Source organism: Peteryoungia desertarenae (genome assembly GCF_005860795.2).
GTDB lineage: Bacteria > Pseudomonadota > Alphaproteobacteria > Rhizobiales > Rhizobiaceae > Allorhizobium > Allorhizobium desertarenae.
Genome location: NZ_CP058350.1, coordinates 2,954,575 through 2,969,128, shown reverse-complemented (window position 1 = coordinate 2,969,128; position 14,554 = coordinate 2,954,575). Strand labels below are relative to the sequence as shown.

Annotated in this window: 12 protein-coding genes; 4 read left to right on the top strand and 8 right to left on the bottom strand. The window is 58.8% G+C overall.

Features of this window, described 5'->3' with window-relative positions; translation table 11 throughout:
• The 4 genes from FE840_RS14500 to bcp all read right to left on the bottom strand — a co-directional run bounded on the left by FE840_RS14500 (position 1) and on the right by bcp (position 4,419).
• Positions 1 to 1,482 (bottom strand): DEAD/DEAH box helicase, encoded by a 1,482-nt coding sequence (locus FE840_RS14500; protein ID WP_138286206.1) that lies wholly within the window; start codon positions 1,480 to 1,482, stop codon positions 1 to 3.
• A 206-nt stretch (positions 1,483 to 1,688) separates the two neighbouring features.
• The gene (locus FE840_RS14495; protein ID WP_246318781.1) at positions 1,689 to 2,969 is read right to left on the bottom strand and encodes a M23 family metallopeptidase; all 1,281 of its coding nucleotides are present in this window, start codon (positions 2,967 to 2,969) and stop codon (positions 1,689 to 1,691) included.
• Positions 2,970 to 3,112: 143 nt separating this feature from the next.
• Positions 3,113 to 3,946, bottom strand: a complete 834-nt coding sequence (locus FE840_RS14490; protein WP_138286205.1) for a ferritin-like domain-containing protein — start codon at positions 3,944 to 3,946, stop codon at positions 3,113 to 3,115.
• A 5-nt stretch (positions 3,947 to 3,951) separates the two neighbouring features.
• Entirely contained in the window at positions 3,952 to 4,419 is a 468-nt protein-coding gene (gene bcp, locus FE840_RS14485; RefSeq protein ID WP_138286204.1) for a thioredoxin-dependent thiol peroxidase, read from the bottom strand.
• 122 nt (positions 4,420 to 4,541) lie between these two features.
• Here bcp and FE840_RS14480 point away from each other — a divergent pair, with 122 nt between their 5' ends.
• On the top strand, positions 4,542 to 7,946 hold the full coding sequence (locus FE840_RS14480; RefSeq protein ID WP_138286203.1) for a YhdP family protein: 3,405 nt from the start codon (positions 4,542 to 4,544) through the stop codon (positions 7,944 to 7,946).
• A 73-nt stretch (positions 7,947 to 8,019) separates the two neighbouring features.
• On the opposite strand, the gene tyrS is transcribed toward FE840_RS14480, so the two are convergent.
• Positions 8,020 to 9,276, bottom strand: coding sequence for a tyrosine--tRNA ligase (tyrS, locus tag FE840_RS14475; protein ID WP_138286202.1), 1,257 nt, complete (start codon positions 9,274 to 9,276; stop codon positions 8,020 to 8,022).
• Between the two features lie 138 nt (positions 9,277 to 9,414).
• Here tyrS and FE840_RS14470 point away from each other — a divergent pair, with 138 nt between their 5' ends.
• Positions 9,415 to 10,581: an anhydro-N-acetylmuramic acid kinase gene (locus FE840_RS14470; RefSeq protein WP_138286201.1), complete on the top strand. Its 1,167-nt coding sequence runs from the start codon at positions 9,415 to 9,417 to the stop codon at positions 10,579 to 10,581.
• On the opposite strand, the gene FE840_RS14465 is transcribed toward FE840_RS14470, so the two are convergent.
• Positions 10,535 to 10,879 (bottom strand): winged helix-turn-helix transcriptional regulator, encoded by a 345-nt coding sequence (locus FE840_RS14465; protein WP_210271771.1) that lies wholly within the window; start codon positions 10,877 to 10,879, stop codon positions 10,535 to 10,537. The genes FE840_RS14470 and FE840_RS14465 overlap by 47 nt on opposite strands.
• A gap of 95 nt (positions 10,880 to 10,974) precedes the next feature.
• Between FE840_RS14465 and FE840_RS14460 the strand changes: the two genes are divergently transcribed.
• Positions 10,975 to 11,385, top strand: coding sequence for a hypothetical protein (locus FE840_RS14460; protein ID WP_138286200.1), 411 nt, complete (start codon positions 10,975 to 10,977; stop codon positions 11,383 to 11,385).
• A 95-nt stretch (positions 11,386 to 11,480) separates the two neighbouring features.
• Here FE840_RS14460 and FE840_RS14455 read toward each other — a convergent pair whose 3' ends face one another.
• On the bottom strand, positions 11,481 to 12,350 hold the full coding sequence (locus FE840_RS14455; protein ID WP_138286199.1) for a patatin-like phospholipase family protein: 870 nt from the start codon (positions 12,348 to 12,350) through the stop codon (positions 11,481 to 11,483).
• Between the two features lie 124 nt (positions 12,351 to 12,474).
• On the bottom strand, positions 12,475 to 13,152 hold the full coding sequence (locus FE840_RS14450) for an alpha/beta hydrolase (RefSeq protein WP_138286198.1): 678 nt from the start codon (positions 13,150 to 13,152) through the stop codon (positions 12,475 to 12,477).
• Between the two features lie 206 nt (positions 13,153 to 13,358).
• On the opposite strand from FE840_RS14450, the gene FE840_RS14445 reads away from it, so the two are divergent.
• The gene (locus tag FE840_RS14445) at positions 13,359 to 14,525 is read left to right on the top strand and encodes a cysteine desulfurase family protein (protein WP_138286197.1); all 1,167 of its coding nucleotides are present in this window, start codon (positions 13,359 to 13,361) and stop codon (positions 14,523 to 14,525) included.
• Positions 14,526 to 14,554: the final 29 nt, after the last annotated feature.

Below are 14,554 nucleotides of genomic sequence, written 5' to 3'. Positions count from 1 at the left end.
TCAGCCCTTGGCGTTGGCAACGATCAGCATGAATGCAGGGATGTCATCGCCGAAGCCAACAGGTGTTGGGCCATCGTCATGATCACGATGGTGGTTGCGGCGGCGCTCCCGGTGATCGTCATTGGCCGGGTTCGGGCGGTTGTTCCGGTTGGACTGATGCGGACGTTTGTCCGTCTTGCGTTCAGGCGCCACGACTTCCACCTTTGCCGGTTCCACGATTGCGATTTCCTCTGTCTTTGGAGTGTATGCGCTGCGCGTATCTGATTTGTGACTGCCGCGCCGCTCCTTGCCTTTGTCACGTCCGCGTTTTCCACGGTTTTCATCGTGACTTTCCGCTGGGGCAGGGAGCGCCGACAAATCGCCGTTCAGCCATTCGATTTTCTGGCTCGTCAGCTTTTCGATCGCATCCAGAAACTTTGTGTCATTTCGAGTGACGAGTGTAAAAGCTGCGCCAGAACGACCGGCACGTCCGGTACGACCGATGCGGTGAACATAGTCTTCCGCGTGGATCGGAACATCGAAATTGAAGACGTGGCTCACATCCGGAATATCAAGGCCGCGCGCTGCCACGTCTGACGCCACGAGCAGGGTGATGTTGTTGTCCTTGAAATTTGCCAGCATCGTGGTGCGCGAACGCTGGTCCATGTCCCCATGCAGTGCGCCAACGGAGAACCCGTGTCGCTCCAGCGAGCGGAAAAGATCGGCAACGTCCCTTTTGCGATTGCAGAAGATGATGCCGTTCTTGAGGTCGGCCTGGGCGCGGATGAGGTCGCGCAGCGTGGCGCGTTTCTCATAGTCCTTGTGGTGAGACGCGACGAGGCGCTGCGTTACCGTCAAGGCAGTTGAAGATGGCTTGGCCACTTCGATGCGCTCGGGGTTTTGCAGGAAGCGATCAGCCAGCTTCTGTATTTCCGGCGGCATGGTAGCGGAAAAGAAGAGAGTCTGGCGCGTGAAGGGAATCATCTTGGCAATGCGCTCGATGTCGGGAATGAAGCCCATGTCCAACATGCGGTCTGCTTCATCGATGACCAGAACCTCTACGCCGGTCATCAAGAGCTTGCCGCGCTCGCAATGGTCAAGCAGGCGACCAGGGGTGCAAATCAGCACGTCGGCGCCACGCTCAAGCTTGCGGTCCTGTTCTTCAAACGAGACGCCGCCGATCAGGAGTGCGACGTTAAGCTTATGGTTCTTGCCATATTTTTCGAAGTTTTCGGCAACCTGCGCAGCCAGTTCTCGTGTCGGCTCAAGAATCAGCGTGCGAGGCATCCGCGCTCGTGCGCGGCCCTTCTCCAGGAGCGTCAGCATTGGCAGAACGAAAGAGGCTGTCTTTCCCGTACCCGTCTGCGCAATGCCCAGAATATCGCGGCGTTGCAGCGCGTGCGGTATTGCGCCAGCCTGGATCGGCGTTGGGTGAATGTAGCCGGCATCAGTGACGGCAGACAGGACTTTTTGGCTCAGGCCAAGGTCAGCAAATGTGGTCAAAGGGAGGTCGTTTCCGTTCCGGTTCTTGCGAACAACAATGTCAGGCCCAGTAACGCGGGCATAAACGCAAGCGCCGAATAGAGTTAAACCGCCGGAAAGTCAAGGAAACAGGGCAGATTGGAGCAATAAAGGCTTAACAATCGCGGTTAAGAAGCCTGTGCGCACGACCCATGGTGATGACGAGGGGAAACTGCCACCCGGTGCGGCTAGTGGACCAGCCGCTCAAGCTTCTTGCCGGCATTGATAAACTGAAGCGGATCGATTGCGTCACCATTTCGCCGGACTTCGTAGTGAAGGTGAGGACCGGTGGACCGCCCCGTGCTTCCGGAAAGACCAATCAGGTCACCGGTGGTTATGGCATCGCCTTTCTTTACCTTCGCCTTGGATAGATGCCCGTAGCGGGTCACCAGGCCGTGCCCATGGTCGATTTCAACGAGTATGCCGTAACCACCGGAATAGCCTGCAGTGATCACCGTCCCGGCGCCGGTCGACAGGATCGGGGTACCCGTCGGCGCACGAAAATCAAGACCGGCATGCATGGCAAGGCCGCCAAAAAAAGGATCGGGACGATTGCCGAAGCGGCTTGTGATCGCTTGGCCAGGCGCTGGATTGGCAAATGGCAGTTTGCGTGCAGTATCGCGCATAGCTTCAAGGCGCAAAAGTGCTGCATCCAGCTCGTTCATCGATGCATTGAAGTCGAGGGCGCTCGAGGGGGCGACGTATGGACCACCGACCGCGTCTGACTGCTCATCAACATGGATACCGTTTCGTCTGAGGATTGACGAAATCTCGGAGGCGGTCTCACTTGCGCCCAAGGTGAGGCGCGTGATGCGCTCCATCTGTTCGCGCTCGATGTCCTTCAGCGACAAGGTCATGTGGGAGAACAGGCGGTCGGCCCGATCAGCGACATTGCCTTCCGTGATGGGGGCGTAGCCAAGCGCCAATCGTTCCGGTGCTGGTTTCTCGGCTGGCTTGCCGAGGAGCGAAGCGAAGGCGCTCTTGCTGGCATTGGGCGCGCTTGCTTCCTGGTCGGCGGTATCTGGTCGCACCAGTGGTACCGGGCCTTCGTCCGGTGTCTTCGCCGCAGGATTTGTGGCATCGAGGAGAGCGTCAATCTTCCCGTGGCGCAAAGCGAGCGCCATCTGCTGCTCCATCAGTTTTTCGACTTTCTCTTCCACCACCTGCTGGTCCAGCAACTGTCTGGAGGTGACGCGGTCGACCTGCGCACGCAGGGCTGCGATGCGATCTTCATATTCGTGCTGCATGCGCGCCTGGCGTGCCATGGTTGCGCCGATGAGGTTGTCGCGCAGCACGAGGTAGGTGGTGGCGCCGAGATAGCCGATCGACATGACGCCGACAAAACAGACAGCAACAGCAAACATCCAGGGACGAACGGTCATGTGGCGGATTTTGTCGCCACTGGCGAGTATCACCACATGCTGAGTCGGTCGTTTGCCAAAAACCTGGTTGCCTGCTTTCCCAGCCAAGTCCTGTCCCCCTGATCTGTCTAGGCGCGGGTAGTCTTGCCTGCAAGACTGCTTAGTCGCATCGGCGCGGACGCCTTCAACGCCCGTGCATTAGACATTGTTAGGGTTAACAAAACCTTGTTTTCGCCATTTCTGGGTGGATTTCAGGAGGCATTCTTGGATGAGAGGGTCCGATAGAAGGACGGTGTTAGTCCAGCCGCTGCGCGGGCAAGATCGTTGAAGGGTGGTTTCAACGAACCGCGGAAGTTGGTGCGTACCAGTTCCTGGAAGGTGAGTGCCGGGTCACGTTTCTCTCTGGCGCAAAGAAAACGAAACCATTTGGCGCCAACGGCAACATGGCCTTTCTCATCCTCATAGATGATCCGGAGAACCTCGGCGCTCTCAAGATCGCCTGTCTCACGCATCTTTTCCTGAAGGGAGGGTGTCACATCAAGCCCTCGTGCCTCAAGGATCAAAGGCACGACAGCCAGTCGCGCCGTCAGGTCGTTTCTCGTTGAATGAGCCGCCTGCCACAGCCCATCATGGGCGGGCATGTCTCCATAGTCAGCGCCCAGGCTGCGCAGGCGGTCCCGAATGAGGCGGAAATGTTTGGCTTCCTCATATGCCACCTTCATCCAGCCATCAAAGAAGGACTGCGGGACGGGTTCGGAAGTGAAGCGAGCGACGATATCAAGAGCGAGGTCGACCGCATTCAGCTCTATATGGGCAAGCGCGTGGAGGAGCGCGATTCGTCCTGGCAGCGTATGCAAAGAGCGCTTTTCGACGCCTTTGGGTGCCACCAGAACAGGTTTGTCCGGTCTTCCGGGCCGTTCCGGCAGAGGGGGGTCCAATGGAGAACGAAGCGAAAGTCTCCTCTGATGCCAGCGTGTGGCGGCCGTCTGAGCCAGAAGCGTCTTTTCATCCAGATCTGCACTGGCGATAGCAAGGGTTGCCGCACCCCGCAGGGAAAGGAGGTCGGATCCGGTCTCAGACGGCATGTCGATCAAAGGCCCTTCACAGTCTCAAGCACTGTGGCAGCATGACCTGGCACCTTCACCTTGCGCCACGCAGCGGCAACCTTGCCATCGCGGCCGACAACGAAGGTGGAGCGTTCAACACCCATATATGTCTTGCCGTACATGCTCTTCTCTTTCCAGACACCATAGGCCTGCAAGACTTGCTGCTGCTCGTCGGAGGCCAGAATGAGTTTGAGGCCGTGCTTGGAGATGAACTTGTCGTGGCTCTTCACCGAATCAGGTGAGAAACCGATCACCACCGCCCCAGCCTTCTCGAATTCATCCGCAAGCGCGGTGAAGTCCTTGGCCTCGACGGTGCAGCCGCTGGTGTCGTCTTTCGGATAAAAGTAGAGGACAACGGCCTTTCCGGCGAAATCGGCAAGAGAAACAGTGCCGCCGCCGTCTCGGGGCAGGGAGAAATCAGGGGCGAGATCGCCAACAGTCAAATCGGTCATGGGAAAACCTTTCTTTTGCCCGTTTTGTGGATGATCTTGGGCAGCATCGATATATAGTCCGCTCCGACAACGTCCAGAGCGACTTGATAGCGGCATCGATAGACGGAGACAATCACCGGCAGATGGCAGAGATCCGGGGCGAAAAGCTGCGGTTTCGCAAGCGGGACATAGTACCGCTGGAAGCCTTGCCGTCGGCACAGGTGGACGATCCGCTGATCGTGCATTGCCCGCCGCGTCGATCGGTTCCGCGTCGTTTTTTTCGTTTTTTTGTCGGGTTCCTTGGCTTGTGGCTGGTCGCCTTCGCGGGCCTCTATGCCGTTGTCGAAAGCGGCGCCCTGGATAAGGCGCTGGCCGAACGCGCGGCCGTTGCCCTCAACTCGTCTGTCGGTGACGGGCTTCGCGCCGACATCGGAAGTACGGCGATCAGGTTCTCCAGCCTGTTCGATATCTCCGTCGAGGCACGGGATGTTCAACTGGTCAACGATGACAGCAACGATCTTGTTGCAGTGACGAAATCGGTCCGGCTGGTGCTTGAGCCTCTAGCGCTGCTGGGTGGCAATTTCTCCGTGAGAGAGATCGTCGCGGATGGTGTTGCCCTTGATGCGGCCCTTCTCCCTGAGCGTGAACCGCTCAATCTTACCGGATTTCGAATTGACGCTCTTCCCGCGCTCCTGACCGAAGCTTTTGACAGCCTGGATGATATGAAAGACTTCATCGGTCAGCGTGGACTTGACCGGATGCGGATTGGTGGCCTTGAAATTGCGGCCAAAAGCGTCAGCGGTCGGCCTTTGACGATTGGCGTTGAAGACCTTGCGATGGAACGAGGCGTCGATGGTTCTCTGTCCATCTTTGGCGCTGTTTCGATCAACGGCCAGCAGACCGATCTGACAATTCTGAGCACGACGGTGGGGGATGAAACCCGGTCCTTGACCATGCGGATTGCAGATCTGCGGGTCACGCCTTTCCTGCTGCGGCGTGACAGTCAGGGCAATCCTCGCCAGGGATTGGACGGGCAGGCGGAAATTCTGGTAACGGCCAAAAAGGGTGTGGCTGGCCAGGAACCTCTGCTTTCATTCCAAATTCGAAGCGAAGATGCCCAGTTTTACTCTGACGGGCATTCAAGCGAACTCACGCGGGCGGATCTTCGCCTGTCCTATGACTATTCGAAAAACACGCTGGAGCTGCGCGATTCCGTTGCCGAATTCGGCCCTATGGTGATGCCTTTGAGCGGCGGTTTCATCGACCTGGACCGGCTGCCGGAAGGGGCAGGCAAGGGGCCCGGCTTTGGAATCGATCTGCTCGTGACCGGCGGACTTGCCTCGGTGCCCGCTGCGGGCGAGCAGCCTTTTCTGTTCGATCTCAAGGCATTCGGTCGCTATCTTGCCGACGAGAAGCAACTGGACCTGGACCAGCTTGCGGTCGCGACGCCGCATGGCACCATGGAAGGCTTTCTCGGGATGCGTTTCGGCGGGACTGGTCCGGAAGTGCGGTTCGAAGCTGCTATCGAGCACATGAAAACGGTTGCCATAAAACAGCTATGGCCATTCTGGATTGCCGACAAGCCGCGCGACTGGGTGCTGGAAAATGTTTTCGGCGGCACGGTCAAAAACGCCAATATCTCGGTCATTATCCCGCAGAACAGACTGTCGATCGAGCCCAGACCGCTTCAGCTTGACGAGGACGAGCTGAAGATCAGTTTTGAGATTGAGGATGCCCGTATGAATGTGGCGGGCGATATTCCGCCGTTGCGCGATATGAATGCGCGGTTTGACATGGTCGGAGCACAACTGGCCGTCGCCATCCAATCGGCGGCATCCTATTTCCCGTCTGGCCGAGTGGTGAATGTCGAGGCTGGAGCATTCTCGATCGACGATGTCTATCAGAAGCCCTTGATGGCCGATATCAGCCTCGCAATGGCTGGCAATGCAGATGCAGTGGCCGAACTTGCTTCCTTCCGTCCCATCGCGGCCCTGGAAAGAACGGAGTTTTCTGTCGCTGACTTTACCGGCCAGGTTCGAGGCAATGCGCAGTTGCGTGTCGGCCTCATCCAGAGCCAGAACCCTCCGGACACGGTCTGGAATGCATCGCTGATGCTCGACGACGTGGATGTCGCAAAACCATTTGACGGACGGAAGGTGGAGGATTTTGCGGGCAAGCTTGCACTCGATGCGGAGGCCATGCGCATTGAGGGGGCAGCGAAGGTGGACGGTATCGACATGGATATCGTTCTCGTTGAGCCGGTCCATGACAAATCCGCGACAAAGCCGGAGCGGGTCGTATCCATGGCGCTCGATAATCGGGAAAGACGCAAGCTGGTGCCCGGGCTTGATGACCTGATCGATGGCGAGATTGGCGTTCGCTTGACGCGGCGCAATCCTGAGAGGCAATCGGTTGAAGTGGACTTACGGCGCGCCAACCTGAACCTACCCTGGATTGGCTGGTCAAAAGGGCAGGGAATTGCCGCCAAAGCAAAATTCGATGTCGTGACGCGTGGGGACGAGAACCAGATTGATCGCTTCGTACTCGATGGCGACGGTTTCTATGGAGAGGGCGCTTTTGTCGTTGGTCCTGATGGGCTCAAATCGGCGAATTTCGGTAAGATCCAACTCTCTCCAGGTGACAATCTTGCTCTCACCGTTCGCGAGAACAAGGGCGCCTACAGCATCAGCGTGTCCGGAGCTCAGGTCGATGCCCGTGCTTTGATCAAGGAGCTCAAGCGGCCGGCTTCTGAGGATGCGACTAAAGCTGATCGCATCTCTGTTCGTGTTGAAGCGCAAATTGATCGCGTGGTCGGATTTGGGGACGAGACCCTGTCAGGTGTTTCGCTGCTTTACAGCGCCACTGGCGGAAAGCCTACGAGCCTCGATTTCTCCGGTGTCACGCGCAGTTCCCAAGCCGTCGTCGCAAAGCTCAGACCCGTTGATGGCCTCAATCAGGTGTCGGTGACGAGCAGTGATGCTGGTGCAGTGTCACGTTTTGCCGATCTTTACGCGCGGGTTCTCGGTGGTTTGCTGAATTTGAAGCTCAACCAGACACAGACTGGTTCCTGGTACGGGAACATTGATCTGCGCAATTTCCAGATCAACAATGAGGAGCGTCTGCAGTCGATTGTCTCGACTCCAACGGGCCAGGATGGCCGCAGTCTCAACAGCGCCGTCCGGCGCGACATTGATGTTTCATCTGCCCGCTTCCAGCGCGGTTTTGCCCGCTTGCTCTTCTCCGAGGGGACATTGAGCGTCGAAAATGGTATCGTCCGCGGCGAGCAGATAGGTGCTTCTTTCCAAGGCGTTGTGCGGGATGCGAGCGGTCGGATCGATCTGACGGGTACCTTCATGCCAGCCTATGGTCTCAATCGTCTTTTCGGTGAATTGCCGATCATCGGCGCCATTCTCGGCAACGGCAGTGATCGGGGCCTTCTCGGCATAACGTTCAAGCTCACGGGACCGACGGAACGCCCCAACCTGATCATCAATCCGCTGTCGATCATCGCACCGGGTGTATTTCGTCAGATCTTCGAGTTCCGCTAGCCGTCAAACAGAGAAAGGACCCGCTGCGTCGCGAGCCCTTCCGAATTTCGGTTATGAAAGCTGATGTTTGCGATCAAACCGGCTTGATCAGCATGTGTTTCTTCTTGCCCAGCGACAGCTTGATCACGCCATCCGCCGTGACCTCTGCTGTACCGACAGCCATGCGCTCATCGGAGACGCCGGCATCATTGATCTTCACTGCGCCGCCCTGGACGTGGCGACGGGCTTCGCCGTTTGTGGCGGCAAGGCCTGCCTTGACGATCAGGGCGAGCAGGCCGATGCCGGCCTCAAGCTCGGCGGCTGCCACTTCGACGGTCGGCAGCGTGTCGGCGAGCGCACCTTCCTCGAAGGTCTTGCGGGCCGTTTCGGCAGCCTGTTCGGCGGCGTCGCGGCCATGCAGCAGCGTCGTCACTTCCGTGGCGAGGATCTTCTTGGCTTCGTTGATTTCGGATCCGCCGAGTGCCGCGAGACGGGCGATCTCGTCCATCGGCAGGATGGTAAAGAGCTTGAGGAAGCGCTCGACATCGGCATCCTCGGTGTTGCGCCAGTACTGCCAGAAGTCATAGGCCGACAGCATGTCGGCATTCAGCCAGACAGCACCCGAGGCCGACTTGCCCATCTTGGCACCGGAGGAGGTGGTGAGCAGCGGTGCGGTCAGCGCATAGAGCTGCGGCGTGCCCATGCGGTGGCCGAGATCGATGCCGTTGATGATGTTGCCCCACTGATCCGAGCCGCCCATCTGCAGGCGGCAACCATAGCGCTGGTTCAGCTCGACGAAGTCGTAGGCCTGCAGGATCATGTAGTTGAATTCGAGGAAGGACAGCGACTGCTCGCGGTCGAGGCGCGTCTTGACGCTGTCGAAGGAGAGCATGCGGTTGACCGAGAAATGCCGGCCGACATCGCGCAGGAACTCAAGATAGTTCAGCGGGCGCAGCCATTCGGCATTGTTGATCATCAGGGCGCCGCCCTTGGGGCCCTTGTCGTAGTCGAGATAATGCGAGAAGCAGCGCTTGATCGAGGCGATGTTCTCCTCGATCGTTTCGATCGTCATCAGCTTGCGGGCCTCTTCCTTGAAAGAGGGGTCGCCGACCATGCCGGTACCTCCGCCCATCAGCGAGATCGGCTGATGGCCGGTTGCTTGAAACCAGCGCAGCATCATGATCTGCATCAGGTGGCCGACATGCAGAGAGGATGCCGTTGGGTCATAGCCGATATAGGCCGTCACGCTTTCCTTGGCGAGCAGGTCGTCGAGCCCCGTTTCATCGGACATCTGATGAATGAAGCCGCGCTCGGAGAGGATGCGGAGGAAATCGGACTTGAACTTCGTCATGACGCTGTTGCTTTCGGTTTCTCTGGTCTTTCGGTGGCAATCTTGGAAATCCGCGCGGGCTTTAGCATTGTTTTTTGAATTGTGCACCCGTCTCGGTCATGAATGTCGGGCGTGAGTGGCAGTCGAATCGGGTGGCAAATGGCGGAAATGAAGACGGCGATCGGGTTGATGAGCGGCACCTCGATGGATGGCATCGATGTGGCGCTGGTGCGCACCGATGGCGAGACGGTGGTCGAGCGTGGGTCTTTTCTCTCCGTGCCCTGCGAACCGGCCTTCCGCGACCGGCTCAAGCAGGCGCTGGAAGATGCCAAGGCAATCAAGCATCGCGACGAGCGCCCGGGTGACCTCTCACGTATGGAAAGGGACCTCACTTTACGTCATGCCGAAGCTGTCGCGCTTTTCCTGCAGCAACAGAAGCTGAAGCGCGAGGACATCGACCTCATCGGCTTCCACGGCCAGACCGTGTTGCATCGACCTGACGAGGGATTGACCGTCCAGCTTGGCGACGGGCCGCTGCTGGCAGCCGAAACCGGCATCGATGTCGTCTATGACATGCGCGCCAATGACATGGTCCATGGCGGGCAGGGCGCGCCGCTGGTTCCGGTCTATCACCAGGCACTCGCTCATCAGATTCCGGCAGCGGACTGGCCGGTCTGCTTCGTCAATATCGGCGGCATCTCGAACCTCACCTTCCTCGACCGCGACGGCGCGATCATCGGCTTCGACAGCGGACCGGGCAATACACTGATCGACCAATGGGTCGAGGCCCATGCCGGCATTCCCTATGACGATGGCGGCCGCATCGCTTCTGAAGGGGCGGTCATCGTGGCGCTCGCCGAGCGCTATCTCGACAATCCCTTCTTCACGGCGCAGTCCCGCCGCTCGCTCGACCGCAACGACTTCCGTCCACCGGAAGGGCATGAGGCCGAACTGTCGGACGGCGCCCGCACGCTTGCCTTCGTCTCTGCCGCGGCGATCCTCAAATCCGCAGGCCACCTGCCGACCCCGCCGAAAACCTATGTGATCTGCGGCGGTGGCCGCCTGAACCGGACGATCATGGCGGATCTGGTGCGCCTCGCCGGCGAACAGGGTGCAAGGGTGGTGACCGCCGAGCAGGCGGGCTTTGATGGCGATTCCATGGAGGCGGAAGCCTGGGCCTATCTGGCCATTCGGTCGACAAGGGGCCTGCCGCTGACATTTCCGGGGACGACAGGCGTCAGGCAACCGGTTAGCGGAGGCGTGCTGGTGCAGGCTGCACTCAGCCCGGACGCGCCAGGGTCGCCCCGAACGCCGCCAGTGCCATAATGACCGCTTCGGCTCGCTGACCGCTTTCGGTCAGTGTGTACTCGGTCTTTGGCGGCACGGTTGGATAGATTGTCTTCGATATCAAGCCCTTCTCCTCCAGCATTGTCAGCCTGGCCGCGAGCATTCGGGGGCTGATGCCGGTGAGTGAGCGCTGGAGCTCGGAATAGCGTTTCGTGCCGGACATCAGGTCCCGGAGGATCAGGCTCGTCCACTTGCCGTCGAACACAGTGGCGGCTGCCGCCACAGGGCAGCCACTGTCGCAGTTTCCGTCAATTTTCATCATTGTTTTCAGGGGCATGGCATAAATCTTCAAGCTATACTTTTGGTAACTACTTCCGAATGTATAGCGGCATCGGCTATCTCTTAGCAATCATTTTTGCAGGAGAAAAGAAAATGAAGCCCTTGAAAATCGTCTTGTGGATCGTCGCCGTCTCGCAATGGGTGTTGGGCCTTCTGTGCCTCTTGGCGCCTCAGCAGTTCTTCACGGCCATGGGGCTCGCCCCGCTGCCGGACGACAACCGGTACATGATTGCAATGCTTGCCGCCCGGTTCCTCGCTTATGGTTTCGGCATGATGCATCTTGCTCGGCAGCAGGAGCCGTCACGCTTCTGGCTCGGCAACATGGTGCTAATCCAGGTTATCGATCTGGCAGCCGGCCTCTATTACACCGCGGAAGGGTCGGTGACCTTGGCGACCAGCGCATTTCCGATGTTCAACGCGGCGGTCTTCATTGCGCTGCTCGTCTGGCTGATGCCGCGTTCTCAGGAAAAACGGATGGAGGTCTATGCAGGACCCAGCCTCTGAAATGCCCAGCCGCAAAAAAATCTGACGGCACCCTTCGTGTCCACACGCATCACGTCCAATGCAGAGCCGGAACGACGGAAGCGTTCCGGCTCTGATCATTTGCGTGGCAAAGGTGACATCGGGGGCTGCTTCGCAAAGGCGAGCCCATCGCGCAATCCCACTTCATAGGCATGCCGGATGCCGGCAGCGTCGCCGACGGCGAATTTGCTGACCGGGATGTCTTCGCTTGGGCCAACCGCCACGCGATGGGGGGCGGAGGGTGGCTTGCGGCCAAATCGGGTGGTCAGGAGCAGTGTCTTCCAGCCTTTGTTCTCGACCTCGGTGAGCTTCATCAGCGGTGGATTGTCGACGAGGCCCCCGTCAAGATAGGCGCGGCCTCTGACACGACCGACCGGCATGAAGGGCGGCACAGACGAGGTTGCCATCAGCGCATCGACCAGTTCGCCGGGATAGTCGAGATTGTGTGTCGAAATCCAGGTCGGGCGCAATTTCATCCTGAGGCCCGCCTTGGAATGGGTGCCGTCGGTCAGAAGCTTCTCGATCTGGTAAGCGCCAATCGAGCCGAGCGCGCCCAGCGCACCGGGCATCCAGTCGGGCAGACCGGAGAGCTGGATCAGCATGGGTGGGGCGGCCTTCAGGGCCACAAGCTCACCCTCTTTGAATTCACTGGCAAGCAATTGCCGAAAGAGATTTCCCACCACAAGCGGTGATTCCCGCCGCTTGAGCGCACGCCAATCGAGGTCACGCTCGCCTTTTTCGGCGAAGGCGAAGGCCGAGGTGCGCACGCGGTCGCCGACGCCGGCAAGAAACATTGCACCGTGATAGGCGCCGGCTGAAACGGCGACGTAAAAACGCGGGTTGAGCGGCTGGTGCTCGCTGAAGGCTTTCAGGAAACCGCTCTGCCAATAGCAGCGGTTGCCACCGCCTGCGAGACCAACGGCGTCAAATGTGAAATGGGAGGTCATGGTTGATAGCTCTCCATGAACGCGGCATCTCAGAGGTCACCAGATGACTTTTAAGAAGGCCGCTGGTCCTCAAAAGCAAATGGCGCGGAAATCATCCGCGCCAGGTCCGTCTTGTGTGTTGGATCTACCGGATCCGCTTGGCGGCCGGTTCCGGGACCAGTTCGCCGTCGAGGCGGCGGTCGAGATAGTCTTCGCATTCGGCCATGAGCGTTTCCACTTGGCCGTTGAAGAAGTGGTTGGCGCCCGGCACCGTCTTGTGGGTGATCAGAATGCCTTTCTGCGTCTTCAGCTTGTCAACCAGGCCCTGGACGTCCTTTTCCGGGGCGACCTTGTCGGAGTCACCATGGATAATAAGGCCAGACGACGGGCAGGGAGCGAGAAAGGAGAAGTCATAAATGTTTGGCTGCGGCGCAATCGACATGAAGCCTTCGATTTCAGGGCGGCGCATCAGAAGCTGCATGCCGATCCAGGCACCGAAGGAATAGCCGGCAACCCAGCAGCTCTTGGAGTCTGGATGCAGGCTCTGAACCCAGTCGAGTGCTGAAGCAGCATCGGACAATTCACCCGCTCCATGGTCGAACTCGCCCTGGCTGCGCCCGATCGAGCGGAAATTGAAGCGGAGGGTGGTGAAGCCGCGCTTCTGGAACATGTAAAAGAGCTGGTAGACGATCTGGTTGTTCATCGTCCCGCCGAATTGCGGATGCGGATGCAAAATGATGGCAATCGGTGCGCTTTTTTCCTTGGACGGCTGGTAACGTCCTTCAAGACGACCCGCCGGGCCGTTGAAAATGACTTCGGGCATGAAGACTCCGGTCCGTAATAATTCCAGGTTCCTGCACAACAAATTAGCGTGCTGACTTGACGAGATCAGTCAGCTTTCCTAAAACGAAGTTTAGAACCGTTCGAAACTGGATGGCCTGCCATCCGAGGTGAACGTGTCATAGGACAAGCCCGACGTGAATTTCAAGGAAAATGCGCGGGTGTCGATCAGGTGAAAAGCAAGGCGGAATGGCGAAAGAGCGAATCTACCTCGACTGGAATGCGACGGCGCCGCTTCTTGGCGACGCCCGCAATGCCATGCTCGCGGCGCTCGATCTGCCAGGCAATCCCTCTTCGGTGCATGCCGAAGGGAGGGCGGCTCGCGGTGTCATAGAGCAGGCGCGCCGCGAGGTGGCCGCTTTAATTGGGGCGCGTTCCGCCAACGTGGTGTTTGCTGCGAGCGCCACCGAGGCCGCCAACCTCGTTTTGTCGCCGGTCTATATGATGGGTCGGGCGGAGATTTCTGTGGGTCATCTCCTTGTTTCGGCGATCGAGCATCCCGCAGTCCGCACAGGGGGTCGTTTTTCCCCTGAGCAGATGAGCGAGATCCGTGTTGAGCGTTCAGGGGTGATCGATCTGGAAGCGCTTGAGGCAGCTCTGTCTGCTCATGATGCTTCAAGCGGCATCCCCATGGTCGCGGTCATGCTCGCCAACAACGAAACCGGTATCATTCAACCCATCCAGCAGATTGCTGAAATCGTGCGAAAGCACCGTGGCCTGCTGGTTGTCGACGCCGTGCAAGCTGTCGGGCGGATGGCCGTTGACATTGAGGCGCTTGGTGCAGATTTCCTGATCCTGTCAGCCCATAAGCTCGGTGGTCCGAAGGGTGCCGGGGCGCTGGTTTCGCGCGGTGAGACCTTGATGCCGGCTCCGCTGGTGCGTGGCGGTGGCCAGGAAAAGGGGCACAGGGCGGGCACCGAGAACCTTGCTGCGATTGCCGGATTTGGCGCTGCTTGCAGGGTGATGGCTGAAAACCTGGTTTGCCGTAACGAAGCTATTGAGCAAAAGCGGGATCGGCTGGAGGAGGCGCTTCAGCGTATCGCGCCAGACATTGTGATCTATGGTCGGGGTGTTTCTCGTATTGCCAATACGAGCTTTTTCCACCTTCCAGGCATGAAGGCTGAGACCGGGCAGATCGCCTTCGATATCGAAGGTATTGCCCTTTCCGCCGGTGCAGCTTGCTCGTCTGGCAAAGTGGGTGCGAGCCATGTGCTGACGGCGATGGGAGAGGATGCGGCCACAGGTGCTCTGCGGATTTCGCTCGGCCCAACGACGACAGTTCAGGATATCGACACCGTTATCGCTGCGTTCAGCAAAATTGCAGGAAGGCGCAGGCTTTCCGGCAAGGCTGCTTAAATTGAGGCAATTCGGCGTATTGAGCCGAT